We start from the raw sequence: 25,349 nt of genomic DNA on the forward strand, positions 1-25,349 counted from the left end.
AGGAGCCAGGCCCCTGAGCGTCAGGATACAGGTGTTTGTCTGTATGCTGCGGCTTTTTAGGGAATCTGAGCTCCGGCAGGACGGTTTTTTTCTTTTATAGAGGAGGGAAGACGATGACTGGTAAAGTATATTTAGTTGGTGCCGGTCCGGGGGATCCGGAGTTGATTACAGTCAAAGGATTGCGCTGCCTTCAAGAGGCGGATGTTATTCTTTATGATCGTCTCGTTAACCCCGAATTGCTAAACCATGCAAAGAAAGAAGCACAATTCGTATATTGCGGGAAGCTTCCCGATCTTCATACTATGCAGCAAGAGACCATCAATTCGCTTTTGGTCAAGTATGCAAAAAAAGGCTTGAATGTGGTCAGGTTAAAAGGCGGAGATCCGTTTGTCTTCGGCCGGGGAGGCGAAGAGGCAGAAGAGTGTGTCCGTCAGGGAATTGCATATGAAGTGGTACCCGGCATCACATCAGGAATTGCAGCGGCAGCGTATGCAGGAATTCCGGTTACTCACCGAACGCTCAGCAAAAGCTTTGCCTTTGTTACAGGCCATCAGGCGGGAAATGAAGAGGCTGAGCATCGGTGGGCCCATCTGGCTCATGGAGTGGATACCTTATGTGTATATATGGGAGTATCCCATCTTCCCAATATCATTAAGCAGCTTTTGCAGAACGGAAAGGCAAAGGAGACCCAGATTGCACTTGTCCATTGGGGAACCATGAAAAAACAGCAGACAATTGCAGGGACGCTTGAAAACATTGAAGAAAAAGTCAAAGAGGCAGGCATATCCAATCCAAGTATGATCATCATTGGAGAAGTTGTTGGCCTTCATCATAAAATCAATTGGTTTGATGAGGAGATCGCTCCCCATCTGCCTGTCAGCCACGGATAAGGGGGGGAGTGCTATATGAAAGCAATCCTCTATATCGGACACGGCACCCGTTCAGGCAAAGGAGCCATGGAAGCCAGGGGCTTTATTGAAAAAGTGAAGGAAGAAGTCAGTGCACCGATCCAGGAGCTTTGTTTTTTGGAGTTGACTCAGCCATCAATAGAAGAAGGATTCAAGCGCTGCATTGAGAGGGGCGCTGCAGAAATTACGGTTGTACCCCTTTTCCTGCTTGCGGCAGGTCATATTAAGCATGACATTCCTGAGGCCCTTTTACCGCTTATGGAAAAGCATCCCGGAATTCCTGTGAAAACAGCTAATCCCTTCGGTGTACAGCCGGAAATCATGGATGCCATTGCAGAGCTGGTGTCAGATGCTGCTGGCGAGGTCACGGCAGATGATTCCCTGCTGATCGTAGGGCGGGGCAGCAGTGACCCGGGAGTCCATGAGGATTTTGCCGCTATCATCAAAGGGCTGGGTGAGAGGCTTCCTGCCAGGGATATACAGGTATGCTATCTTGCTGCGGCAAGCCCGCGCTTTCCTGAGGCGATGCTAAAAACAGACTCTGCTAAAAGGACTATTGTTATTCCTTACCTGCTGTTTCCCGGACTCCTTCTTGCTGAAGTGGATGCCGAAGTGAAGAAGAGACAAAAAAGCGGGCAGGATATCCTTCATACAGGTATACTCGGCAGGCATGACGCTATCCGGAATATTGTCACGGCGCGTGCTGAAGGGAGAACCACTGCATGCAGCCCCTGATCATGAACTTTTCAGGAAAAAAAGTGGTGATAGCAGGCGCCGGCCGGATTGCAGCCAGGAAAGCCCGGGTACTGGGTGAGGAAAAGGCCAAGATTACTTTTGTGGCTCCTGAGGTTTCGAAGGAAACGGCAGAGCTCTCCGAAGCCAGGGGATATACCATCATTCGGAAAAGGGCAGAGATAAGCGACTTTGACGGAGCCATACTTGTGATCCTTGCAACGAATGACCGCCTGGTAAATGAGACTCTCTCACGGGAGCTTCCCCCTAACCAGCTTGTCTGTGTAGTCGACGGCCAGGGAGAAGGGAATGTCATTTTTCCTGCTACAGTCAGAAGGGGAATGCTCCAAATAGCCGTCACATCAAGCGGGGCCAGCCCAAAGCTGACCCGGAAGCTGAAGAAGCAGCTTGAAAACCAGTTTGATCATTCATGGGAGCCATATGCCGCTTTTTTAGCAGAATGCCGCAATTTGATTAAAAAACTTAAGCTTATGGATACTCAAAAGCAAGAGCTTCTTTGGGACATCCTCGATGACGAATACCGCAGCAGACCCGAATTACAGCGGGAAATGCTGCTGAAGCTGCACGAGCTTCAGCCAGGAGGCCTTGATTAAGGCCTTTTGGCGTTTAGTTTGAAGAAAGAGAGGAAGACAGAAATCTTTTTTATGTGAAAAAAGGCAATATTTATCTGTATAAACTTCTTCCTTTTTAGCGCTCATCCGGCTCGGTGATTTCAGTAATGATTACGTTGACAATGGAAGCTGTCAGGATGAGAGCGCATCCGGCTGTGAGATGTATGTGATAAATATCCAAGTAAAATTGCGGCCAGCAAAAAGCCGGCTGATTTTCAGACCGGCTTAGGAATGTAACAGATTCCTTTATAGGTTATTCGATATCCCGGCCCATGAACCAGGCTTCGTACTGTCCTGTTCCATCACAGCCCGGGCAGTCATAGACTTGTGCGTAGTAAAACTCATTCGGGGCATACGGATTATAGCCCCGGCCGCGGCAGTCCGGGCAAAAGCCCATATCTGCCATCTCGGCTACATATTTTTCATACCTGGCTTTATACCAGGATGTGACTGCATTCAATAAACCCAAGCGTAACACCTCGTTTTTTTATTAGTATGTCTAGTGGAAAGGGTTTTTAACATATTTATTGGTTCCATATCATATGCGGCAGAGCCTAAAAAATTGAAGGGAAGGTGTCTAAGGTCAAGGAATAGATGAAACTTTTTAATTTCTCGGACGTCTAATAGGTATGGGGATTAATTTTACAATTATGGGGGTATTTATCATAGGGAGAATGGAACTTCCCCGTATACATAAAACCCACAGGAGGGAAAAATTTATGAAAAAGCTTATGTTCATCCTTTCAGCCCTGATTGTGCTGCTGAGTCCATCAATCTCCAAGGCGGCAGCCCCTGAGAAGCAGACCACCTATTTAAATTCTGTAAAGACAACAAGCAAGGGCGTATATGCCAGGGCTGATTATATTCAGTGGTTCCGGGGCGAACAGGCGAACAGAGAAGCTTTTAAAGATAAGGCCTGTTACTGGGATCGGGGAAAATGCTACGCGATGGATGATTACTACATCCGGAATGTAAATCCTAAAATAAGAACCCTGCCTGTTTCCAAAAAGGCCGTCATCACCATGATCACCTACCAAATTGAAAAGACCAACGATATCAAAAAACAAAAAGTATCCATGGCAGTATTCCTGAAAGAAATGAAAAAGTCACGCTACCGGGACATCCCCTTCCATATAGAACTGCAGAACGGAATCATCACCAAAATTACCGAACAATACATTCCCTGAGAGAGCAGCCAGTCTGCTCTCTTTTTATCTGGGAAATAATCAGGAAATGAGGGACTGTCCCCCTTTCCCGGGAAATCCTCTGGCAGGCTAGGACTTGAGGCGTAGCTGGGATTAGCTATGCGGGTCTATAGAAATGTGGGGGATTTTGGTGTATGTTAATAGATATACAGAGTTTTGGTACAGGTGTGAAACTCTTTTGCATGATGGACGTAATAAGGAATAAGACAAAAGACAGGAGTGGGTAAAATTGAACCGGATACTTTCTTTCTTTATTGCCGCATTTTTCGCTGTTCCAGCTGCCTCTTGTGTTCTTCTGCTCAGTTATTTTGTACTGGATGCAACAATTATGGCATCTATGGGGCTATTCCTGGCTGCCGGTGCAGCTGCAGCAGGAGCGTCCCTTCTGGCAATGAGATATAATTTCCTTAAAAAGCAGGGAATCTCATTAAAAGAGTACCGCTATATCAAAAAGAGCCTGAATGAAGCAAAGCATAAAATATTCCGCCTGAATAAAGCGCTTGTTCTCAGCAGGCATCTGCCTTCCTTTAAGAAAAGGCTTGAGCTGATCAGGATTACGAGAAAGATATACAGCCTTACCAAAAAAGAACCAAAGCGTTTCTATCTTGCAGATGAATTTTACTTTTCCCATCTGGATTCCATCCTGGAACTGAGCGAAAAGTATAATTTTCTATCTTCACAGCCAAAACGCAATTTTGAAATAGAGGCGTCACTTGCGGAGACCCGCCATATGATGGACGAGCTGGGTCTTACGATTGAAAAAGATCTCTATCAAATGATTTCTGGAGACATGGATCAGCTTCACTTCGAGATCGATGTTGCCAGGAGATCCATCCAGACTGCCGGCGATACGCCATAACAGGGGAGCACACAAGCCATGATCATGCCTGATGACATGTTAGATAATAATAGACTGCCTGCAGCGGGCGGTCCGGAAGCTCATGCTGCCAGCCCTAAGAAGCCTGCTGTCACTGCACCGGATACAGTGAGCCCTGAGAGCATCCTGGCATTCGGGGCGGGTATCCAGTCCACCATGGCCGCCATGTCGAATCAGCTCCTGAAGAATGCACAGAAAAAGGATATCCGGGAAATTGGCTATATCATGGCTTCCCTGGCAGAAAAGCTGTCGGAAGTGGATCCTGAAGACTTAAAGCCAAAAAAACTCTCTTTTTTCGCAAAACTTTTCGGCAGAAAACAGCCAGAGGCAAGAGAAGTTCTTTCAAAGCTGCAGCGATCAGGGGCAGCCGTTGACCGGATCAGCATTAAGCTCGAGCGCAGCAAGGAAGTGTTGAAGGCAGATTTACATACTCTGGAGCAGCTCTATGAAAAAACAAGAGATTATTACCATGATCTGCAGGCCTATATCGGAGCGGGTGAAGTCTTCCTGAAAGAAATGCAGGCACAACTTGATTCATCAGCAGCCAAAACCAGTACCATTTTTGAGGGAAACAATCTAGAGGATTGCGTCGAATTGATGGATAAACGGCTGTACGACCTGAAAATCAGCCGTGAAATCGCCCTTCAAAGCGCAGCCCAGATCCGGATGATCCAGAATTCCAACCATCTTCTCGCAGAAAAGATACAATCTTCAATCATGACTGTCATCCCGCTCTGGAAGAATCAGATTTCTATAGCCTTGTCTGCAGTTAAGAAGCTTCATATATCAGAAGTTCAGCAGCAGACAGAAGCGGGAAGCGCGGGACATATAGAAGCTCTTATATCCCTTCAAAATACTCTGCTGGAAACAATTAATGAAACGATCCGCATACAGCAGGAGGAAGCCGCAAAGCTGGAAGCCGCAGAGCATGAAATGACAGTTAAAAAGGAATTCTAATGTAAAGAACAGGGGGTTTGAGTTCCCTGTTCTTTTGTTTTTCGGTTGTTTCAGCTGATTCAAAGAAAATTTTTCAAGGATCATATGTGGCAAAAAGCCTGCTGCAATCAATAGTAGACCAGCCATCCATGACATTTGTCATACCCTGTGCATGACGGGTGCTACTTCAGGTTTTTGGGACAATTGTTTATAATAAGCAATAACCCAAAATAGAAGGGAATTATAAGATGTCTAAACAACAATTGATCAGTTTAAGAAAACAAATGACTCCTTATGAAAAACCGAATACAAAGGACAGCATCATCCAGCTGTTCAATACATTACTGCCTTTCTTTGCTCTGTGGTATCTTGCGTACGAAAGTCTATCGGTTTCCTATATCCTTACACTCGCCATAGCAGTTGTGGAAGCTTTCCTTTTGACCAGGATTTTTATCATATTTCACGACTGCTGCCATAACTCTTTTTTCAAAAATAAAAAGGCAAACAAGTTCCTGGGGACAATTACGGGTGTGATGACTCTGTTTCCTTTCGCACAATGGCAGCATGATCACTCGGTGCATCATGCAACAAGCAGCAATTTGGACAAGCGCGGCACAGGAGATATCTGGGTGCTGACGGTTGATGAATATCTGGCTGCTCCGATCTTGCAGAAAATTGCTTACCGTATGTACCGCAATCCATTAGTCATGTTCGGGCTCGGCCCCATTTATGTGTTCCTGCTGAAGAACCGCTTCAATCGTAAGGGCGCAAGGAGAGCGGAACGGCTCAATACCTACCTGACGAATGTCCTTATTGCTCTTGTTGTGGCTGTACTCTGCCTCACTATTGGCTGGCAGCCGTTCCTGCTTGTCCAGGTTCCCATTTTTCTGATTTCAGGGGCTCTTGGCATTTGGCTGTTTTACGTTCAGCATACGTTTGAGGATTCTTACTTTGAAGAGGATGATGAATGGGAATATGTGAAAGCGGCTGTTGAGGGAAGCTCGTTCTATAAGCTTCCAAAGCTGCTGCAATGGCTGACAGGTAATATTGGCTATCATCATGTCCATCACCTGTCACCCCGCGTGCCTAATTATAATCTGGAAGCAGCACACTATAATACAGAACCGCTTCAAAATGTGCCGACCATTACACTGAAGACAAGCCTGCAATCCCTGCGCTACAGGCTCTGGGATGAAAATGACAAGAGATTTGTCACTTACAGGAAGGCGAAGTCCTACATGCAGTCCAGAAGACTTAAAGTGAAGACGGAAACAGAAATCTAAATTGGATTTAATTGATCCTCTTGCATAATAATTAGCGGTGCAGTCTATGCTTGCTATTATTATATGAGAGGATTTTATTTAAAAAGAGAAGGCTGTTATTTGCATCTTATAGCGCAATCAACCTTAAACACAGGATTTGTATGATAAGAGTTATTGCGAACTGCAAGCTATTAGAAAACAGCCAGAGAAAAAGAGGGCCGGCATGATCAGGAAATATTTTTCATTACAAACGAACACAGGGATCGCTCCCTATATCTGGACAGTGCTATGCATCCTGCCTTTTTACTATATTCTTCAGTCCACATCCACTATTAAAATTGTTGTCGGGATCCTGCTGACCGTAACTTTCTTTATCCTGTACCGGATCGCTTTTATATCAAAGGGCTGGCCGGTATATTTATGGACCATTATCCTTATAGCCATTTCCATTACCTCGACTAGTCTTTTCAGCTATGTGTACTTTGCTTTTTTCCTGGCCTATTTTATCGGCAATATAAAGGAGCGTGTCGCATTTTTTTCTCTGTACTTCATCCACTTGGTCACTGCCTCTGTTTCGATTAATTATGGCATCGTTCTGCGGGAAGGGGTTTTCCTGAAACAGCTGCCCTTTGTAATCATCGTCTGGATTTCAGTGATTCTTCTTCCGTTCAGCATCTATAACCGCAAGGAAAAAGGAGTGCTTGAGGAAAAGCTCGAGGATGCGAATAAGCGGATATCAGAACTTGTGAAGCTGGAGGAAAGACAGCGGATTGCCCGGGACCTTCATGACACCCTTGGACAAAAGCTGTCGCTCATCGGTTTAAAAAGTGATTTGGCGAGGAAACTGATTAATAAGGATCCAGACCAGGCGCGGAGTGAATTAAGGGATGTACAGCAGACGGCTAGAACCGCGCTCAATGAGGTAAGGAAAATGGTTTCTTCCATGCGCGGAATCCGTTTGAAGGATGAACTGGTACATGTAAGAGAGATCTTGAAGGCTGCAGAGATCGAGCTGATCCTTGAACAGGAAAAGCCGCTGCAGCGTATATCACTCCTGACCGAAAATATTCTCAGCATGTGCCTGAAGGAAGCTGTGAATAATGTAGTAAAACACAGCGGGGCATCTATGTGCAGCATTGCCATAAAGCAGACTTGGAATGAAGTGGCAGTGACAGTCAGTGATAATGGCGAATACAAAGAACCGGATCCCAGCCATAAGGGATATGGTCTTACTGGGATGAAGGAAAGGCTTGAATTCGTGAACGGCAGTCTTGATATCAGAACCGCTCATGGAACTGCACTTGATATCAAGGTTCCCATTGACACTAAACAAACAGACGGGGAGGATCACTAATGATTAAAATCGTTATTGCTGAAGATCAGCAAATGCTTTTAGGGGCATTGGGCTCTCTCTTGAACCTGGAGGATGATATGGAGGTTGTCGGCAAAGCTTCGAACGGCCTGGAGGCCATCAGCCTGGTAAAGAAGCATCAGCCTGATATATGCATCATGGATATTGAGATGCCGGGAAAGACGGGCCTTGAAGCAGCAGAAGAACTTGCGGGTGAGGGGTGCAGGGTTATCATCCTGACGACTTTCGCGAGATCGGGTTACTTCCAGCGGGCCTTGAAGGCAGGGGTGAGCGGTTATCTGCTTAAGGACAGCCCAAGTGAAGAGCTGGCGAGTTCCATCCGTTCGATCATGGGAGGCAGGAGGATCTATGCGCCTGAATTGATGGATGATGTGTATGGGGAAGAAAATCCCCTGACTGAACGGGAGAAGGCGGTCCTGGAGTTAGTGGCTGACGGCAAAAATACAAAAGAAATCGCTGACGAACTCAGCATCAAAACCGGAACGGTCAGAAACTATATTTCTACGATACTGGACAAACTGGAAGTGAAAAACCGAATTGAAGCCATCACTCAATCCAAAGAAAAAGGCTGGTTTAAATAAAGCCTTATTCCTTGGGAGGCTGGCTTCTTTGCTTTTTTTATGGCTCTTTTCTAAAAAATTGTTGTTTTGGGATGAGTTCTATAAGGAAATTTAATTATAGAAGTGAATTGGAGAGGAAGGCGTGAGACTCCTGATCCAGCTCCGAGACTTTCGACCTTCGAGTCATAAGTCATTCAGTCCATGGGAAGAAGACCGCTTCCCACGGCCCGCTCGCCTTATGCTTGTCAGGCCGCTGCTTTTCAAGTTATTAAGATATTTGTCTTCATTGTGCAGCCATTTAATTAGTCTGAAAAGCACCGTTCTCCGCCTTTCAGGGAGCAGCTGGACAGGTGAGACCCCGCAGGCAAAGCCGGGGAGGCTCACCGCCCGCCCCTAAGGTCGGCGAGTGCCTGCAGCGGAAATCCACTTTTGTAAATTCAACAGCAACAGTGTATGCGAAAGCAGCCTATTTCAAAAAGAAGGGATTGAATATTGTATGTACAGCGTAAACACCTATCAAGATGGAGAATTTATGATGTTCAAACTGACGGACTCAGCGGCCGGTTCCTGGGTAACAATAGCGCCTGGACGCGGGGGGCTGGTAACAAGCTTTGGGGCAGGAGATTATGAGGCATTATATATGAATGAAAAGACATTTCATGATAAAGAGGCAAATGTCAGGGGAGGCATCCCTATATTGTTCCCGATTTCTGGCCAGCTTGAAAACGGGGAATACACCCTTAAGGGAAAAACGTACAAAATGAAGAATCATGGGTTCGCCCGGAATCTCCCGTGGCAGGCCGTAAAATCACGCACCGAGGAGGGTGCTTCCGTTACTCTTGTCCTTCTCAGCTCGGAAAATACCAGAATGTCATACCCTTTTGATTTCAGGCTGGAATTCACTTATATTCTTAAGGGCACAACCTTAACAATCGAACAGGAATACAAAAATTTTTCTGCAGAGGCGCTTCCGCTCTATCCAGGTTTTCACCCGTATTTTGCTGCGGATGATAAGAATCTTGATTATGAAACGGATGCCCGGACTTACTTTGACTATAATGATGGCACCATCCATTCCGTACGTGAAGGGCTGCACCTTGCCGGCAAAAAGGAATCGCTCGCTCTGCTTGATGCTATAACCGGTGAAATTTCATTTCCGGTTAAAGATAGAAGGATCCGCATGACATATGGAAAAGAATTTAAATATGTTTATTTGTGGACAGAGGAAGGCGGGGACTTTGTATGTGTGGAGCCCTGGATGGCAAGGACGGGGGAATTTCACCGCGGAGAAGAATTAGTTGAAATTGCACCAGGGGATTCATTGATGACAAGACTCTCCATTTCAATAGATTGACGAGTTTGATAATTTGAATTCCAGTTAGCATGGCTGGAGGAATAAGGGTTACTCCAACAGGATAAGATAAGCCTTGGGAGTGATTTTATGTTTTTCTTATTGAATCTTTTAGGAGTCTTTGTGGTAGTGGCGCTGGTGTTTCTCTGTTCACCGCAAAAGAAGAAAGTTAAGTGGAAGCCCATATTGGTGTTACTGATAGCAGAAGTGCTGATCACATGGTTCATGCTCGCTACGACGGCCGGAAACTGGGTAATTAATAAAATCGCAGCTTTTTTCACCTGGCTCATTGCCTGTGCTTCAGAAGGAATATCATTTGTATTTCCATCAGTCATGGCCAATGAAAATGTGGATTTCTTCTTTAGTGCGCTAATGCCTATCATATTTATTATTACCTTTTTCGATATCTTGACCTATTTTGGCATTCTGACTTGGCTGATTGATAAGATAGGCTGGGTCATTTCCAAGATTTCCGGGCTTCCGAAGCTTGAGAGTTTTTTCTCAATCCAAATGATGTTCCTTGGCAATACAGAAGCGCTGGCAGTCATCCGCCAGCAGCTGTCTGTACTGAAGGAGCACAGGCTGCTGACGTTCGGGATCATGAGCATGAGCAGCATCAGCGGCTCTATCATCGGTGCCTACCTCTCCATGGTGCCTGCCCAATACGTGTTTGCAGCCATACCGCTGAATTGCCTAAACGCCCTGCTGCTTGCAAGCATCCTGAATCCTCTCGATGTAGCTGAGGAAGATGACATTGTCTATGTTCCTCCCAAAGAGGAAAGAAAGGATTTTTTCTCGACCATATCAAATTCTATGCTGGTCGGGATCAACATGGTGATTGTCATTGCAGCGATGGTGATCGGCTATGTCGCGCTGACCGCTGCAATCAATGGAATTCTTGGTTTTGTCTTCAGCGGGCTGACAATTCAAAGGATTTTCTCAATCATTTTCAGCCCATTCGCTTATCTTATGGGCCTTGGCGGCAAGGATGCCCTGTATGTAGCCCAGCTGATGGGAATAAAAATTACTACTAATGAATTTGTAGCCATGCTCGATCTTAAGGAACGTATCAAGGATCTGGACAGGCATACGGTCGCCGTAGCCGTCACTTTCCTGACTTCGTTTGCGAACTTCAGCACAGTGGGAATGATTTATGGTACATACAATTCCATACTGAGTGAAGGAAAGTCAACAATCATCGGCAGAAATGTGTGGAAGCTCCTGGTGAGCGGCGTGGGAGTCTCGCTGCTTAGTGCCATGATAGTTGGATTATTTGTTTGGTAAAGGGTCTTTGGAAGGGCACTTTGTCAGGGGCTATACAAGAAAAAAAGACGCCGGGCATAGAAGCTCGGCGTCCTTTTTTTAATTTTTCGAAATCAGAATTTCACCGACTGAACGGTCGCGGCTTTCTCCTGTTACACGGAATTTCAAGCCGTAGTTTGGAACTTTGCGGCCTGAATCAGGAAGAACCGGATTCAGGTAGCTCAGGCTGTCATCAAACATAGGAACCGGCCTGACCAGGTTATCGGTCAATGTCAGACCGTTTACATTAAGAAGCGTCTTCGTGCCTGGTGCGAGTCCAAATGCAGCGTCATGGACCTGGTAGCGGTTAGAGGCCGCTGTTCCGTCAGACCATTTCAGCCCGTTTTGGTCGGCGTCGACAACACCGAGGTATCCTTCGCCAGGATGGAGGCCTGTCCAGTTATCTGTATAGCTGTTATCTACATACCATACAACAAGGCCCGGGTCATATGAGAGAAGGCTGTTTCCTCTTCTGATGTGGGCAAGTCCAAGGTCAACGCCTTTATGGTTGCGCCATTCCAGCAGGTAATAGTGATTATAGAAGCTTGAGCCGGTGCTCTTCTCGAAGCCGCCTGCCAGATCGAATTTGACTGTTCCGTCTGCATTGTCTTCAAGGGCAATCCCTTTATCTGTAGTTACCTTGATATCATCCACATAGAAGCCTGGCATCGCTAATCCGCCATCCGTATCATAGTTAAATGAAAGAACAATTTTCTTTCCGGCATATTTGCTCAGGTCAAAATTCCCTTCCACCCATCCATTTGATGTGCCGGTAATGCCATGGCCAGGATTTGCTTCATTCGGGTCTTCATCCACAGTCAGGCTGCCGGCAACTGTTTCGAACGTTTTTCCGCCATCCACTGAGGCTTGTACACTTGCATAATCAAAATCCTTTTCGATGTCATACCAGGTTTTGAATGACAGGTTTGCGGAAGCCGCATTGGTCAGATCAACTTCTGTTTTCATCGATTGGCTCAGGCCATCCCCTTTGCCTGAGAAAAACTCAAAAGAGCCGCTTGCTGGAGAATTGACTGTTACCTTTTTATCCGGCAGATCCACACGGACTGTATCATTATTCGTTCCCTTGGAATTTGCCTGATCAAGAAGGGCAGAGATTCCCTTTTTCGGAATGTCGGAAAGGCTGATCTGTGACCCTGTCAGCCAGTTGCTGCCTTCCATGGAGTTCTGCAGGAATTCTCTTGCATATGGGCTGAATCCTGAAGGTTCTGTTCCTGGAACATCGCCAGACCAGCTTCCTGATGACATGATGGACCAATGGGCAACAGCTTCGCCGGCACCGGTGTATTGTGTGTCATATTCATCCGGAAGTCCAAGATCATGGCCGTATTCGTGTGCGAATACACCTGCCGCGCCGTCAGCTGGTTCAACAGTATAATCATAGGCTGCCATTTTGCCGCCCCAATTATCGGAAGCAGCGGCCGTGCCAGGGATGGCAAATACGCTGCCAAGGCTCCAGCGGTGAGACCAGATAGCATCTTTGCCCAATTGTCCGCCTCCAGCTTCTTCACCGACAGAAGAGTGGACAACCATCAGGTGGTCAACCAGTCCGTCCGGCTCGCGGAAATTCCCGTCGCCATCAAGGTCATAGCGGTCTTCCTTATCATAGTCTTGAAGATTCAGGCTTGGATCCTTTGCAGCTGCTGTAAGGGCATCCTTAATCAGACTGCGCGGATTTCCATCGCTTCCGCTTTCAGGATCGTTTCCGCCATAATAGGCTGCCGGATTGGGGGCTTTATACCAGCCGGCGACCTTGCCGTTGATAGTATATGAGCCGCCTGACTGCTGCTCATAGAATTGTTTGACTGAAACGAGCTTCTGGCCATTTGGACCGGTGTAGCCTTCATTCCCAAAGATCATATTTTGATAGTGTTCTTTAGTATAATCGGGATAATACATATCCGATTCTCCCGGTTTGATGTTGTTATGAGGGAAATCGGGATATTCCACCAGGAGAACGAGAACTTCATCCTCCCGCTTGGTGCCATTCCATTTTCCTTCTTCCTTAACCGGTTTTACTGAGTTGGAATGTTCAAATTTATTTCCTTTTTTGTTTCTGACTCCATTTTTCTTTTGTTTTGCTTTAACCTGCTTTTTCAGTTTGGCCGCTTCCTTTTTAAGAGAGCCGTTTTCTTTGGGCTCGTTCTTTGCCAGGCCGCTAAGATATTTGTTTAGAATTTTTTGAGCCTGGCTTCCGGTTGCATCCGCTGGAATCTTGCCTGATTTTTTAAGCATGGCAATCAATTTCTCATCATTTGCAATCCCAAGATCGATAGGAGCAGAAGAACTGTCCACAGCTTTTGGTTCAGCCGGCTTTGCCAGCACGTTCTGTGCGGCCGCAAAGGGAGTGGCAGGAAGCAGCAGGCTGAGAGAAAGAGCTGCTGCTGAGAGAGCGGTTAGCTTTTTTTTCTTCATAGTATTCCTCCAAGTTAATGTTTAGTGTCTCGAAATTAATTATAACTCAAATCTTCACAATTTTTAGAAAATAATAATAGTTCTTTTGGCTCATTTTTAATAGAGTAGTAGAATAATGGCTGCAGAAAAAGAGCCTGCTGAATTCAGCAGGCTCCCGTACTCGACATCTTTATCTATTATTTATATACCTTAATTTTTACAGTTTTTCTTCCCCATTGCAGGGCTTTTGATTTGCTGGAGATGAATACATCAATCTTATGTCCCTTTACAGCGCTGCCTTTATCAGCAGCTACCGCATATCCATAACCAGGCACATAAACTTTTGTGCCAAGAGGAATGATCCTTGGATCGACAGAGATGGCTTTGGCATTAGGATTGCGCTTCAGGTTAAGGCCGGTGGCGGTAATTCCGCTGCAGCCCCTGCAGCTTGCCGTATAGGCTGTGGCTGTTACCGAAATTTCCCTGTAGGAAGGTGATTTCTTCTTTACTGCCGTTTTTTTGGCGGCAGCCTTCGCTGCGGCAGTTATTTTAAGAACCTGCTTTGGCTTGATGTGGTCACTCTTAAGTTTATTCCAGCTCTTCAGCTGGCTGACTGTTATATGATACTTCTTCGAAATCCCCCAGAGGGTATCTCCGCTTTTTACTTGATATGTATTCGATGCTGCTCCAGCAACTCCAGAAACTCCAAATGTTAAGATAATCAACATGCTTAGAAAGAAGGTAAATTTTTTCAAATCTGACATTCTCCTTTTTCTTTGGTAGACATAGAATAACAGCCTTTTGTAACAGGAGTGTTTCAATGGGGTAGTAATTTTATTACAGTTAAGAGACAACTTGCTAGTTTTAACGTAAAAAACCTATTTTCTGATGACAAAATATAGCCTGGGGCAGGCTGCACCTTGCCGGCTGTCCGGCCGGGTAAATCTAATTCCGGCGTGTAAACCAAGGACTTCCGCTTGTGAGTAATTCTGTTCGGAGAGTGATTATCTCAAAAGCGTTTAACGCTTCTCTATGAGTACCACCGGCCCACTTCCGGATTGAAAATCCTCTCCAGTGCAGCAAACTTTCTCTTCATGCTACTTAGTTAAAAAAATCACTGCTGCATGCAGAAAAGCGTCTTAAAGGGATTAAAACAAGCAACGGAGGCGTTAGACATAAAAAAACAATATAAAAAAAGGGTCCGGAAATGAACACATTTCCAAACCCTTTTGTCTTTTGACGGTTATATTACCCGCGTCCATAGCTCGCAAGTAACTTTTTTGTTTTATTGCTGTTTTTCTTTTCCACCTTGGCAGGCTTCATTTTTTTCCAAAGCTGCATTACTGGCTTAGGTGTCTGCTTTGCATTCTGAATTGTTGAATTGACAGCTTCCTTTTTAACCTGGATATCTGTCATGAGCTGCTGCTGGTGTTCTGTCAGCTGATTTGATTCCACCTTAATGGTGTCAGTCCTCTGCTGCATGCGTGCAGCTGTCTGGGAAAGGTCGTTGATGGCAGGCTTTACCCGCTTAAAGGTTTTAAAGGCAAAATAACCGAGATAGCCAAGGGAAAGCAGGATGACTGCCAGGCTGATATAAACAATGATCAAGATGTCTCCTCCTCAATAAATATTCTCTATTTCTTTTCTTATCTTTACCCGCCTTACGAAAGAAATAACTGGGAAATGATGAAAATCTATTTAGGTGTCCTTTTTAAAAATACACATGTACTTTTAAAGTGGAATTCATCCTTGATTCTTAAAAGAAAAGGTTTATAATAAGGATTAATTTTCAGAATAATAAAACAGGAGTTGTCAGAATGAAAGTTGTAAAGTTCGGAGGTTCCTCCCTTGCATCTGGTGAACAATTTAAAAAAGTATGCAGCATCATTGCCTCCGACCCTGAAAGAAGGCTCATCGTCGTCTCTGCTCCGGGAAAACGGACCAGGGAGGATCAAAAGGTAACAGACCTGCTGATAGCAAGTGCCGGGAATTTCCTCAAAAACGGGAAGATGGATCAAACTCTTTATGAGGAAATCGTAGAAAGGTATGAAGAAATAGCGGACTGTCTGGGCCTTGATGCGGAGGTAATGGAAGAAATCAGCATAGATTTCAGGGAAAGGATTGAGAACAGAAAGCTAAAGGCGGCTCAGTACCTGGATTTGGTTAAGGCAGGAGGAGAAGATAATTGTGCCAGGCTGCTTGCGGCTTACCTCAGGCAGCAGGGGCTGGATTCCTCCTATCAAAATCCGCTCGGGGCCGGCCTGTATGTATCGGATGAACCAGGCAATGCGCAGGTGCTTGATGAATCGTACCGAAACCTGGCTTCGCTCGCTGACAGGGAAGGCATCTCGGTGTTCCCGGGGTTCTTCGGCTACACAAGAAATGGCTGTGTAGCCACCTTTTCAAGGAGCGGTTCAGATATAACGGGATCCATTTTAGCAAATGCAGTCAGGGCAGATCTATATGAAAACTTCACGGACGTGGATGCAGTATACTCAGTCAGTCCCGGAACGGTTGACAGGCCAAAAGAAATCAGTGTGCTCACCTACAGGGAGATGAGGGAGCTTTCATATGCCGGCTTCAGCGTTCTTCACGATGAGGCATTGGTACCCGCCTTCCGGGCAGGTATCCCAGTGAATATTAAGAATACCAATAATCCCGATTCGCCTGGGACACTCATTGTGAACAGCAGAAAGAAAACGAATGGACCTGTTGTCGGGATAGCGAGTGCTGATGGTTTTTGCAGCATTTATGTGAGCAAATACCTGATGAACCGTGAGCTTGGGTTTGGAAGAAGGCTTCTTTCCATCCTCGAGGAATTCCATCTATCCTACGAACATTCTCCGTCAGGCATCGATGATATTTCCGTAATCATCAAACAGGAAGGATTCAGCAGGGAGCTTGAGGAGGCCATCATCAACCGGATATATGATGACCTCGGGGCAGATGAAGTAAAGGTTGAGAAAGATATTTCCCTGATCATGATTGTTGGAGAAGGGATGCGTCATAATGTAGGAACAACTGCTAGAGCATCGATGGCCCTGGCAAAAGCGGGTGTGAACATTGAAATGATTAATCAGGGCTCTTCTGAAGTCAGCATGATGTTTGGAGTCAAACAGCTTGATGAAGAAAAAGCAGTCAAATTCCTATATGAAGAATTCTTTGTGAGCGTCCCGGTTTAGAGTTAAACTCCTGCTTACTGGAATTCGGGAGGAATCGACAAATTATTCACATGCTTATCCACAATTAAAGATTGTTTACATCAAGTAATCAACAGTTTATTCACATTATCCACAAGTGCTGTTTGAACATGATTGTGAATAACAAAAGGAGCAGGGGCCAGGGACCCTTGCTCCTTTTGTTATCGGCTGCGCATCTGGCGTGCTTTTGCCCGCTGGTCTGCAGCTTTTGAGCGTGCCTGCGCTTCCAGGTCATCCGTATCGGCAAGTCTTTCGGAAAATTCTACATCCAGTCCGTCCCGCTTGAACTCTTTTGGTGTAAGCGGAAGATCTTGTTTGTTCCGGCTGTGATTACGGCCTCGTGAACGTGCCAACAGAATGCCCCCAATCGGATGGTTATTAGGAAAAATATTTTTCCTAAGGTTAGTTTCCCAAAGCGGACATCTCTCTATGTATGGAAATTATGGTTTAAAGCCCGCTGCCCGGTCCGCTTTCTTGAACTCTCTTCTATACAAAACTTCCTGGGTGCTCGTTAAATGGTTTTTTCGTTTCTCATTGCGTTTCTTTTCCAAATGAGCCAGCTCCTTTTACAGGGTATAATCACATATTTCCCCGTATAAGCTTCCCCCATACACAAAGAAAAGCTATTTTAATGATTCAAGGGCAGAGGATAAGCCGGGATGCTTATATATAAATCCATTTGCTGCAAGCTTTGCAGGAACCGCTCTCTGTCCTTTAAGCACAAGCATGCTCATCTCGCCAAGCATCAGCTTAAGTATCGGTGAGGGGACAGGGAGCCAGTGCGGCCTGTGCAAAACTGCCCCGGCTGTTTTCCCGAATTCATCCATCCGGACTGGATTAGGGGAAGTAATATTGACTGGACCGCTTATTTCTGGAGAATTGAGGGCAAAAAGGATTGCGTTTACGGCATCATCGATATGGATCCATGACAGCCACTGCCTGCCGCTGCCAATCCTGCCGCCGGCAAACAGGCGGTAAGGCAGGATCATTTTTGGCAGGGCACCGCCGCTGCGCCCAAGAATTACCCCGAACCGCGCAAGCACTACCCGGGTTCCGGAGGATGCTGCCTTGCCGGCCTCTGTCTCCCACATCCTTACAGTGTGTGATAAAAAGTCTTCCTTGAAGGCTGGGGACTCCTCATCAAAGGTTTTATCGAGGGAGGTCCCGTAAATTCCTACGGCACTCGCATTGATCAGGACAGAAGGCCGTCTTTTCAGTGAACCTATGATCCGGTTTATTTCTCTTGAGGAATCAATCCTGCTTGTAATGATCTTTTCCTTCTGATCCTTCGTCCATCTCCCGCCATTCAAAGACTCTCCGGACAGATTGATCACTGCATCGATAACGGGCAGATTCTTCTCAGGATTACTGTCCCCGGACAGCCATTTTATATAAGTGATGTTTTCACTGGGTTTGCGGTCCTTCCGTGTCAGGACAAAGAGCCTGTCCCCCTGGCTTTGCAGCCTTGTGAGGAGTGCGCTTCCGATGAATCCTGTTCCGCCGGCTATCAAAATATTCATTTCCATTCCTCCTATGATAGCTGTTTCGCGCTTGTAAAGGGAAAACCCTGCAAAAATATGATACATTGGTTTCAGGGGGTGAATGAAATGGCCCGTATTTCAAAAATAACTGCCCAGAAAAAGCGTAATGACCGGTTTAACGTCTATATTGAAAAAGACGGAAGATCTGAATATGCTTTCAGCATAGATGAGGATGTCCTTATTAAATTTGACCTGAAAAAGGGTAAGGAAATAAGTGAATTTGATTTTATAGATATTGGCTTTCAGGAGGATATCCAGAAAGCGTTGAGTCAGGCTCTAAATTATTTATCCCACCGGATGCGGACTGAAACAGAAATCAGGAATCTTCTCCGGAAAAAAGAATGGGGCGATCCAGTCATCCAGGAAGTTATTCATAAGCTTTACGGCTTTAACTACCTTGATGATGGCGAATTCGCCAAAGCCTATGTGCGTACACAGATGAAAGCGAAGGGCAAGGGGAAGGACCTGATCTATAGGGAGCTAAAGGAAAAAGGGGTATCGGATCTTCATATCCAGTCAGGCTTAAGTGAGTATTCGCTGAGCCTTGAAGTGGAAAACGCAGCCCAGGCAGCCGAAAAGGCCTTTAAACAGGCTAAAACCTCATCTGAAAGAGAAGCCGTGCAAAAGACAGAAATGGCGCTCATGAGGAAAGGATTTTCAAGGGAATCCATCCAGGACGCGCTAAAACAGGTTTCCTTTGAAAAGGAAGATGAAGCAGAATGGGATGCGCTGGTAATACAGGGGATGAAGGCGCATCGGAGATATCAGAAATATACAGGCTACGAATATACCCAGAGGATGAAGCAGGCTTTGTTCAGGAAAGGTTTCCAGGCTGAGCTGATCGAGCGGTTTCTTGAAGAAGGGTTAGATACTTAAATCTTGGAGTGATGGGATATGAATGAAAAAAGATACAGCCAGCTGACTGCACATGAGCTTCAGCAGGAAATCAATTCATTGAGTGAAAAAGCTAGAAAGGCAGAACAAATGGGCATGGTCAATGAATATGCCGTGCTTGAAAGAAAGGCAGCTATGGCAAAGTCCTACCTGCTTGATCCAAATGACTTTAAGCCTGGCGAGTTATATGAAATTCAGGGTGCACCCGGAGAGTATTTTAAGGTTCAATATCTAAACGGCGTTTTTGCATGGGGCTTCCGTCTGCAGGGCAGCAAAGAAGAGGAAGCGCTGCCTATTTCCCTGCTCCTGAAAATTAAATAACCGGCTTACGAGAGCCGGTTCATTTATCGGTGATCGTTATCATTTGATTCAGGGCGTAATCCTGACGTTCGGAGGGTGTGAACTTCCGTGCCCTGGCATGCCTGGTGTCATGGCGGTGCTTGGTGCTCTGCGGCCGGCTTTCCATGCTCTTCATAAAAACACTCTCCGTAACCTGAATTTACTTTCCTCTGAGAGCTGAAGCCTTCATTCTTTCCTGTGGATGTGTATTGATAGTCCCGTCTGCCCTCTTTGAGGAATATTGTGCCTTAGCACGGGGGCCCGCATCATTTCCGGCAGTATCGCCTGGGAAGATTCTGTCTTTATTGCTCATCGGCCGCGGCCTCCTTACTGGGTATTGGGCTTTCTGAAAGCCCTGGTATTAGTATAAGGAATATCGGGGGAGCTATAATGACAAAAATAAGGTATGGGTGGTGAAAAGAAACATGAATAGTTATGTAGAAGAACTGACTGGCATTTTATTGGAGAAGAATCCGGGGCTTGAACCAGCCAGGGCCAGAACCTGGATTGAACTCATCTGGGAGGATTTTGAAGCAACTTATGCGAAAGCCGGACATGAATACCGCGGAGCGGAAATGACCTATAAATTTGTGAGGCAATTTGTGGAAAGCTACGGAGGCAGCCTGCATGAATTTATGGCTAAAAATCCTAAGTATAAACATATTCTGGACTCTGAAGGCCCAGTTCACTAACAACGGCTGGCTTATGGCTGCTGGATATCCGCTCTCTGAATGTATGATATAACGAGCGGAAGTCCACTGCCATAACCAGCCTTTTTCCATGCGGTCAGCCCGGAAGGATATCAAGTTTCTTCCTAAGTTTTTCTTCACTGAAAATCCAGCCTGTATACGAATTGATGATGTTCAGGTCCTGATCAAGGTGAACCACGGCAACAAACGGGTAATAACCGTTACTTCTATACCGGAGGTCTATGAAACGCACCTCAGAGATATCTTTGCCTTCTTTGATTTCAAACCGGTACACCGGAGAAAAGGAAAGGAAGGCGGAGAGGTTTTTATCATGCTTGGCAGCATCTAGTATCCGGCTGTCAGGCAGCGGGATCCTTTCAAATTTGTCCAGAATGGTCAGTTTCTTGTCATAAGACCTGGCCACATAGAAGTGGGTGCCGGTAAGAACGGCGATCCGCCAGCGGTGAAAGCGCATGGTCGGTGAAATGATAACTTTCTTAGCCTCGGGAATCAATTCGAACACCCGTTTCTTGACCTGGCGGTGTTCGATGATTCGAAGGACATAATAACCTGCCACCACCATGTACATAACCAGGAAGGTGATGCCGGGCGGAAAACCGAAGCCCCAGAGTATGATGCCCGCTATGTGAATTCCGAAGATGACCGGGTCAAATGTATTAATGATACCAAAAGCGACCCACTTTGAAGAAAAGGGCCGCAGTGCCTGTGTGCCGTACGCATTGAACAAATCCACGAACACGTGGAGTGCGACAGCAAGGAAGGTCCAGAGCCACAGATGGAGAAAATCCGCCCGGGGCAGCAACAGTCCGAGCGTCCCAGAAATTAACAGCGGCCAAAGGAGTACAGCCGGTATAGAATGGGTGATACCCCTGTGATTTCTTATATATACAGCATTGTTCCTTAATTTAAGTACAGTGTCCAGATCGGGAGCCTGCTGGCCTAAGATTGTGCCTATCAAGACAGCCTGTGCTGTGGCTGGATCGCTCCCGACAGCCGGGTCGAGTGCGGCAAGTCCCCCGAGCGCAATGCCCATTACAAAATGAGTCCCCGTATCCAATAAGCCAACCTCCTTGCGAATACCATTTTTTTGCTTATTACCCTTAAGAGGCAGCGTGGGTGAACGGCCCTATAGATAAAAAAATTATATTATTATTTTGGATGATTATTGCCCGGTTTATCCAGCAGCGGACCTGCTGACGGCAACAGGCAGCCTGCATATCAGTCCAGAAATCATATTAATATATTCCCTTTCTAACTAAAAGTTAACATCACGGAGGAAAGAACCTTGAAAAATGATCATTTAACAGAAAAAATAAATGTCCGGGGCTTCCAGAAGGACTTGATAAGCTGGTTTGACCGGGAGCAGAGAGACCTGCCCTGGAGAAAGGACAGAGACCCCTATAAAGTCTGGGTATCGGAAATCATGCTGCAGCAGACGAGGGTGGATACCGTAATCCCATATTTCAACCGGTTTATTGAGTGGTTCCCTACCATCTCAAGCCTGGCTGAAGCGGATGAGGAAAAGGTACTGAAAGCATGGGAAGGGCTTGGCTACTATTCGAGGGTCAGGAACCTGCAAAGTGCTGTCCGGGAAGTGGAAGCGGAATATGGCGGAATTGTCCCTGACACCCCGCAGGAAATTTCGAAGCTTAAGGGAGTAGGTCCGTATACAGCCGGAGCCATCCTGAGTATTGCATACGGCAGGCCAGAGCCTGCGGTTGACGGGAACGTCATGAGGGTTCTCTCCCGGATACTGCTTATCGAAGAAGATATTGCAAAGCCGAAGACAAGAAAGATTTTTGAAGCTGCAGTCAGGGAGCTGATTGATCATGAACATACATCTTCCTTCAACCAGGCCCTGATGGAGCTTGGAGCGATCATTTGTACACCGGGTGTACCTTCTTGTTTACTATGCCCTGTACGGGAGCATTGCAAGGCTTTTCAAGAAGGAGTGCAAGCGGGGCTGCCGGTCAAGAATCAGCAGAAGAAGAGCAGGACCGTGCCGATAACCGCTGCTGTGCTGACAAATGGAAAAGGGGGAATATTAATCCATAAGCGGCCGTCCACCGGTTTATTAGCCAATCTGTGGGAATTCCCGAACTTTGAGGATGCAGGGGCGCTCATGACCAGGCGGGAGAGCTTCAGGCAGCTTTTCTCAGAGAGCCTGGGTGCAGTCCCGGAGCTCGGACCCCACCTGCTCAGCCTCGAGCATGTCTTCTCGCATCTGAAATGGAAAATGGAAGTGTATGCAGGCGAAGTGGATGGCATTCCTGAAGAAGCTTTGCAGCAGGGTTACAGATGGGCTGCAGAATCGGAAATCGAAAATTATGCATTTCCCGTGTCCCATCAAAAAATCTGGAAGGCGTATCTCGATTCAATAAATTAGGGGGCGATGCCCCCTTCAATCATAGCTGGTCCTGGTGCCGTGGGTATAGTCTGCTTCATTTCTCTTCATGCCCTGGCGATTTTCAATTTCTTTAACAATTTCCCTGTGGATGGCTTGTCCTTCTGAATTAAGATAGGGTACCATTTGTTGCAGGGACTGATGAAAAAAAGCGAGCTCGCTGTTTGCCCACTCGGTTTTAGGTACCATGGTAAGTTCCGTCATATCACGGCCAACATACATATAGAATCTTCCTCCTTTTAGGATGCCTGGAATTCCTATTTTTCCTGCAGATGGCCGTTCATTATTCATAAAATCTTGGAAAGGGTGTTAATTATGACACAAAGAGTCGCATTAGTAACAGGAAGCAGCAGGGGGCTGGGAAGGGCTACCGCCCTCCGGCTAGCCCGTGAAGGATATGATATCGTAATAAACTATGCCAGGAGCAGGACGGCAGCTGCCGAGGCTGCTGCCGAAATTGAAGCAATGGGCAGGAAAGTGCTGCTGGTTAAAGCAAATGTCGGCGACACGGCTAAAATAAAGCTTATGTTTGACGAAATAGAGAATGTTTTTGGGCGGCTTGATGTTTTTATCAGCAATGCTGCATCAGGTGTACTGCGTCCGGCGATGGACCTGCAGGAATCTCATTGGAATTGGACGATGGACATCAACAGCAAGGCTTTTCTCTTCTGCGCACAGGAAGCGGCAAAGCTCATGGAGAAAAACTGCGGAGGCAAGATGGTCAGCATCAGTTCCCTCGGTTCCATCCGGGTGCTTGAAAACTACACGACAGTGGGTGTTTCCAAAGCCGCACTGGAAGCATTGACAAGATATCTCGCTGTAGAGCTTTCTCCGAAGAATATCTGTGTAAATGCGGTATCAGGCGGGGCAATTGATACCGAGGCGCTCAAGCACTTCCCGAACCGTGAAGAACTGCTGAAGGATGCTGCAAGCCAGACCCCAGCAGGAAGAATGGTGGAAATCGAGGATATGGTCAACACTATCATGTTCCTTGTTTCAGATGATTCAAGCATGATCCGCGGCCAGACAATCATCGTGGACGGCGGACGTTCCCTGATCATGTAAAACAGAAAAAATTTTAAAAATGCCGGATATACTCCACGGCTCTTGGTTACATTAAAATTCGTGGAGGTGATAATCATGGCAAACAACTTCGGAAAGTCTCAATCACAGACTAATGCTCAACAAGTTAGACAACAAAACCAACAAGCTTCTCAAGGTATGGGCGCTTCTGCTTCTCAAGGCCAATTCGGCACTGAGTTTGCTTCTGAACGTCAAACTAACGTTCAGCAAGTAAGACAACAAAACCAACAAGCTTCTCAAGGTATGGGCGCTTCTGCTTCTCAAGGCCAATTCGGCACTGAGTTTGCTTCTGAACGTCAAACTGACGCTCAGCAAGTAAGACAACAAAACCAGCAGGCTCAATCTCAAGCTCAACGCAACAGCAGCCAAAAATAATTGCTACCCCATTAGAGAGGGCGGATCATATCCGCTCTCTCTTTCTTCGGAATCCATCCTCATCGACAAAACTTCTCTAAAGTCTACAGAATAAGTCAAAGGGAATCCTTCGGTCAAAAAGAATCTATGTAGTAAAGAAGGAACTGGCGGGAGGGATTCGCTTGAAGCGTTTTGATTACCTGGTAAACGAGCAGTTAAAGACAATGGAAAGACTGCTGTACCTGCAGACCGAGCTGGAAAGATGCCAGGACATTGAACAGGAGCTGGATTCTCTTGATGAAGGGGCGGAGCTTGCCGCTCTCAGGGAAGAAATGGACCTGATGAAAATTAACTTAAGGAGTATTCAAAAAACCTTTGAAAACCAGACAGAGGAAGTTATCCGTTCTTATCAGGAAGCGCATTTAAATACAATTTAACCGCTTTTTTTAAGAGTCATTGAATTTCAATGACTCTTTTGTTTTAAAAAGATTTTATTATCGTTATAATAGTAGAATAACTTATAGCCAATACCACTATTCAAGCGTTATAGGAGGCGATGCTCGTTCGCTTATGTCGCCGCAAAGTAAAGGTACAGGTGAAGGTTCACTGTATTCTTAAAAGCAGAGGAGAAATAAAATATGGGGATTCCCGGAGAAGGAGAAAAAATCCAAATACAAAGCTACAAACATAATGGGCGGATTCATCGAATCTGGGAAGAAACCACGGTCTTGAAGGGCACACAGAGCCTCGTGATCGCTGCAAATGACAGAACCATGGTCACCGAATCAGACGGCAGAACCTGGATTACAAGAGAACCGGCAATCTGCTACTTCCATTCAAGCTTATGGTTCAATATCCTGGGAATGTTGAGAGAAGACGGTGTATACTATTACTGCAACCTCAGCTCGCCGTTTGTGTATGATAACGAAGCGCTTAAGTATATTGACTATGACCTCGATATCAAGGTGTATCCGGATATGACCTTCAATATCCTCGATGAAGACGAATATGAGCTTCATGGCAGGGAAATGGGATATCCCGTGGTTATCGACAAGATACTCAGGCGGAATATGGACAATCTCATCCATTGGATACGTCAGCGAAAAGGACCGTTTTCACCAGATTTCATCGATAATTGGTATGAACGATTTCTAACCTACAGGAAATAAATCAGTTTGCCGCATTGGAATTCCAGGGTACAAGATACCTATATGCTGTGTTTCAAAGCCTGTTGTCCCATCAACAGGTTTTTCTATTGAATACTTAATAAGAAGG

The 25,349-nt window shown here is 46.0% G+C and carries 31 protein-coding genes; 20 read left to right on the forward strand and 11 right to left on the reverse strand.

The window, feature by feature from the left end; translation table 11 throughout:
• The first annotated feature begins 113 nt into the window (after nucleotides 1–113).
• From cobA to V1501_RS03985, 3 genes are read left to right on the forward strand one after another with little or no spacing between them, the layout of a single operon-like run.
• Nucleotides 114–890, forward strand: a complete 777-nt coding sequence (cobA, locus tag V1501_RS03975) for a uroporphyrinogen-III C-methyltransferase (protein ID WP_409291554.1) — start codon at nucleotides 114–116, stop codon at nucleotides 888–890.
• A 15-nt stretch (nucleotides 891–905) separates the two neighbouring features.
• Nucleotides 906–1,643 (forward strand): sirohydrochlorin chelatase, encoded by a 738-nt coding sequence (locus tag V1501_RS03980; RefSeq protein WP_409291555.1) that lies wholly within the window; start codon nucleotides 906–908, stop codon nucleotides 1,641–1,643.
• On the forward strand, nucleotides 1,631–2,254 hold the full coding sequence (locus V1501_RS03985; protein ID WP_409291556.1) for a bifunctional precorrin-2 dehydrogenase/sirohydrochlorin ferrochelatase: 624 nt from the start codon (nucleotides 1,631–1,633) through the stop codon (nucleotides 2,252–2,254). The genes V1501_RS03980 and V1501_RS03985 overlap by 13 nt, the downstream gene beginning before the upstream one ends.
• A gap of 271 nt (nucleotides 2,255–2,525) precedes the next feature.
• Here the strand turns inward: V1501_RS03985 and V1501_RS03990 are convergent, their stop codons facing one another.
• On the reverse strand, nucleotides 2,526–2,741 hold the full coding sequence (locus tag V1501_RS03990) for a methionine aminopeptidase (RefSeq protein ID WP_409291557.1): 216 nt from the start codon (nucleotides 2,739–2,741) through the stop codon (nucleotides 2,526–2,528).
• 250 nt (nucleotides 2,742–2,991) lie between these two features.
• Between V1501_RS03990 and V1501_RS03995 the strand changes: the two genes are divergently transcribed.
• The 8 genes from V1501_RS03995 (at nucleotide 2,992) to V1501_RS04030 (ending at nucleotide 11,119) form a co-directional block, all read left to right on the forward strand.
• The gene (locus V1501_RS03995) at nucleotides 2,992–3,459 is read left to right on the forward strand and encodes a hypothetical protein (RefSeq protein WP_409291558.1); all 468 of its coding nucleotides are present in this window, start codon (nucleotides 2,992–2,994) and stop codon (nucleotides 3,457–3,459) included.
• 247 nt (nucleotides 3,460–3,706) lie between these two features.
• The gene (locus V1501_RS04000; protein ID WP_409291559.1) at nucleotides 3,707–4,336 is read left to right on the forward strand and encodes a 5-bromo-4-chloroindolyl phosphate hydrolysis family protein; all 630 of its coding nucleotides are present in this window, start codon (nucleotides 3,707–3,709) and stop codon (nucleotides 4,334–4,336) included.
• An 18-nt stretch (nucleotides 4,337–4,354) separates the two neighbouring features.
• Nucleotides 4,355–5,311, forward strand: a complete 957-nt coding sequence (locus V1501_RS04005; protein WP_409291560.1) for a toxic anion resistance protein — start codon at nucleotides 4,355–4,357, stop codon at nucleotides 5,309–5,311.
• Between the two features lie 227 nt (nucleotides 5,312–5,538).
• The gene (locus tag V1501_RS04010) at nucleotides 5,539–6,573 is read left to right on the forward strand and encodes a fatty acid desaturase (RefSeq protein WP_409291561.1); all 1,035 of its coding nucleotides are present in this window, start codon (nucleotides 5,539–5,541) and stop codon (nucleotides 6,571–6,573) included.
• A gap of 202 nt (nucleotides 6,574–6,775) precedes the next feature.
• Complete coding sequence (locus tag V1501_RS04015; protein WP_409291562.1) at nucleotides 6,776–7,906, forward strand: sensor histidine kinase; 1,131 nt, start codon at nucleotides 6,776–6,778, stop codon at nucleotides 7,904–7,906.
• A complete protein-coding gene (locus tag V1501_RS04020; RefSeq protein ID WP_409291563.1) occupies nucleotides 7,906–8,505 on the forward strand; it encodes a response regulator in 600 nt (199 codons plus the stop codon). Before V1501_RS04015 ends, V1501_RS04020 begins: the two co-directional genes overlap by 1 nt.
• Nucleotides 8,506–9,016: 511 nt before the next feature.
• A complete protein-coding gene (locus tag V1501_RS04025; RefSeq protein ID WP_409291564.1) occupies nucleotides 9,017–9,838 on the forward strand; it encodes an aldose epimerase in 822 nt (273 codons plus the stop codon).
• Nucleotides 9,839–9,925: 87 nt separating this feature from the next.
• Entirely contained in the window at nucleotides 9,926–11,119 is a 1,194-nt protein-coding gene (locus tag V1501_RS04030) for a nucleoside transporter C-terminal domain-containing protein (RefSeq protein ID WP_409291565.1), read from the forward strand.
• 78 nt (nucleotides 11,120–11,197) lie between these two features.
• Here the strand turns inward: V1501_RS04030 and V1501_RS04035 are convergent, their stop codons facing one another.
• The 3 genes from V1501_RS04035 to V1501_RS04045 form a co-directional block, all read right to left on the reverse strand.
• A complete protein-coding gene (locus V1501_RS04035; protein ID WP_409291566.1) occupies nucleotides 11,198–13,570 on the reverse strand; it encodes an immune inhibitor A domain-containing protein in 2,373 nt (790 codons plus the stop codon).
• A gap of 176 nt (nucleotides 13,571–13,746) precedes the next feature.
• Nucleotides 13,747–14,304, reverse strand: coding sequence for a 3D domain-containing protein (locus V1501_RS04040; RefSeq protein WP_409291567.1), 558 nt, complete (start codon nucleotides 14,302–14,304; stop codon nucleotides 13,747–13,749).
• Between the two features lie 493 nt (nucleotides 14,305–14,797).
• Complete coding sequence (locus tag V1501_RS04045) at nucleotides 14,798–15,157, reverse strand: DUF948 domain-containing protein (RefSeq protein ID WP_409291568.1); 360 nt, start codon at nucleotides 15,155–15,157, stop codon at nucleotides 14,798–14,800.
• 209 nt (nucleotides 15,158–15,366) lie between these two features.
• On the opposite strand from V1501_RS04045, the gene V1501_RS04050 reads away from it, so the two are divergent.
• A complete protein-coding gene (locus V1501_RS04050; RefSeq protein WP_409291569.1) occupies nucleotides 15,367–16,731 on the forward strand; it encodes an aspartate kinase in 1,365 nt (454 codons plus the stop codon).
• A 179-nt stretch (nucleotides 16,732–16,910) separates the two neighbouring features.
• Here V1501_RS04050 and V1501_RS04055 read toward each other — a convergent pair whose 3' ends face one another.
• From V1501_RS04055 to V1501_RS04065, 3 genes are all read right to left on the reverse strand, one after another.
• A complete protein-coding gene (locus V1501_RS04055) occupies nucleotides 16,911–17,102 on the reverse strand; it encodes a YfhD family protein (protein WP_409291570.1) in 192 nt (63 codons plus the stop codon).
• Nucleotides 17,103–17,189: 87 nt separating this feature from the next.
• Nucleotides 17,190–17,300 carry a YfhE family protein gene (locus V1501_RS04060; protein WP_409291571.1) on the reverse strand — a complete coding sequence of 37 codons (111 nt, stop codon included), beginning with the start codon at nucleotides 17,298–17,300 and terminating at the stop codon, nucleotides 17,190–17,192.
• Nucleotides 17,301–17,372: 72 nt separating this feature from the next.
• On the reverse strand, nucleotides 17,373–18,269 hold the full coding sequence (locus V1501_RS04065; RefSeq protein WP_409291572.1) for a TIGR01777 family oxidoreductase: 897 nt from the start codon (nucleotides 18,267–18,269) through the stop codon (nucleotides 17,373–17,375).
• 87 nt (nucleotides 18,270–18,356) lie between these two features.
• Here V1501_RS04065 and recX point away from each other — a divergent pair, with 87 nt between their 5' ends.
• Nucleotides 18,357–19,166 carry a recombination regulator RecX gene (gene recX / locus V1501_RS04070; RefSeq protein WP_409291573.1) on the forward strand — a complete coding sequence of 270 codons (810 nt, stop codon included), beginning with the start codon at nucleotides 18,357–18,359 and terminating at the stop codon, nucleotides 19,164–19,166.
• Between the two features lie 18 nt (nucleotides 19,167–19,184).
• Nucleotides 19,185–19,505, forward strand: a complete 321-nt coding sequence (locus tag V1501_RS04075; RefSeq protein WP_409291574.1) for a YfhH family protein — start codon at nucleotides 19,185–19,187, stop codon at nucleotides 19,503–19,505.
• A gap of 19 nt (nucleotides 19,506–19,524) precedes the next feature.
• Here V1501_RS04075 and V1501_RS04080 read toward each other — a convergent pair whose 3' ends face one another.
• Together V1501_RS04080 and sspK are read right to left on the reverse strand one after the other, a co-directional pair.
• A complete protein-coding gene (locus V1501_RS04080; RefSeq protein ID WP_409291575.1) occupies nucleotides 19,525–19,659 on the reverse strand; it encodes a hypothetical protein in 135 nt (44 codons plus the stop codon).
• Nucleotides 19,660–19,683: 24 nt separating this feature from the next.
• Nucleotides 19,684–19,836 carry a small, acid-soluble spore protein K gene (gene sspK, locus V1501_RS04085; protein WP_409291576.1) on the reverse strand — a complete coding sequence of 51 codons (153 nt, stop codon included), beginning with the start codon at nucleotides 19,834–19,836 and terminating at the stop codon, nucleotides 19,684–19,686.
• A gap of 112 nt (nucleotides 19,837–19,948) precedes the next feature.
• Between sspK and V1501_RS04090 the strand changes: the two genes are divergently transcribed.
• Complete coding sequence (locus V1501_RS04090; protein WP_409291577.1) at nucleotides 19,949–20,215, forward strand: YfhJ family protein; 267 nt, start codon at nucleotides 19,949–19,951, stop codon at nucleotides 20,213–20,215.
• A 94-nt stretch (nucleotides 20,216–20,309) separates the two neighbouring features.
• On the opposite strand, the gene V1501_RS04095 is transcribed toward V1501_RS04090, so the two are convergent.
• Nucleotides 20,310–21,290 carry a metal-dependent hydrolase gene (locus tag V1501_RS04095; RefSeq protein WP_409291578.1) on the reverse strand — a complete coding sequence of 327 codons (981 nt, stop codon included), beginning with the start codon at nucleotides 21,288–21,290 and terminating at the stop codon, nucleotides 20,310–20,312.
• 228 nt (nucleotides 21,291–21,518) lie between these two features.
• On the opposite strand from V1501_RS04095, the gene mutY reads away from it, so the two are divergent.
• Complete coding sequence (gene mutY / locus V1501_RS04100) at nucleotides 21,519–22,619, forward strand: A/G-specific adenine glycosylase (RefSeq protein ID WP_409291579.1); 1,101 nt, start codon at nucleotides 21,519–21,521, stop codon at nucleotides 22,617–22,619.
• Nucleotides 22,620–22,634: 15 nt separating this feature from the next.
• Here mutY and V1501_RS04105 read toward each other — a convergent pair whose 3' ends face one another.
• The gene (locus tag V1501_RS04105) at nucleotides 22,635–22,859 is read right to left on the reverse strand and encodes a hypothetical protein (RefSeq protein WP_409291580.1); all 225 of its coding nucleotides are present in this window, start codon (nucleotides 22,857–22,859) and stop codon (nucleotides 22,635–22,637) included.
• Nucleotides 22,860–22,952: 93 nt separating this feature from the next.
• Between V1501_RS04105 and fabL the strand changes: the two genes are divergently transcribed.
• The 4 genes from fabL to V1501_RS04125 all read left to right on the forward strand — a co-directional run bounded on the left by fabL (nucleotide 22,953) and on the right by V1501_RS04125 (nucleotide 25,243).
• On the forward strand, nucleotides 22,953–23,702 hold the full coding sequence (gene fabL / locus V1501_RS04110) for an enoyl-[acyl-carrier-protein] reductase FabL (protein ID WP_409291581.1): 750 nt from the start codon (nucleotides 22,953–22,955) through the stop codon (nucleotides 23,700–23,702).
• A 75-nt stretch (nucleotides 23,703–23,777) separates the two neighbouring features.
• On the forward strand, nucleotides 23,778–24,095 hold the full coding sequence (locus tag V1501_RS04115; RefSeq protein WP_409291582.1) for a gamma-type small acid-soluble spore protein: 318 nt from the start codon (nucleotides 23,778–23,780) through the stop codon (nucleotides 24,093–24,095).
• A 161-nt stretch (nucleotides 24,096–24,256) separates the two neighbouring features.
• A complete protein-coding gene (locus tag V1501_RS04120; RefSeq protein WP_409291583.1) occupies nucleotides 24,257–24,511 on the forward strand; it encodes a YgaB family protein in 255 nt (84 codons plus the stop codon).
• Nucleotides 24,512–24,712: 201 nt separating this feature from the next.
• A complete protein-coding gene (locus V1501_RS04125) occupies nucleotides 24,713–25,243 on the forward strand; it encodes a DUF402 domain-containing protein (RefSeq protein WP_409291584.1) in 531 nt (176 codons plus the stop codon).
• Nucleotides 25,244–25,349 lie beyond the last annotated feature (106 nt).

Source organism: Paraperibacillus esterisolvens (assembly GCF_046237625.1).
Lineage (GTDB): Bacteria > Bacillota > Bacilli > Bacillales > DSM-1321 > Paraperibacillus > Paraperibacillus esterisolvens.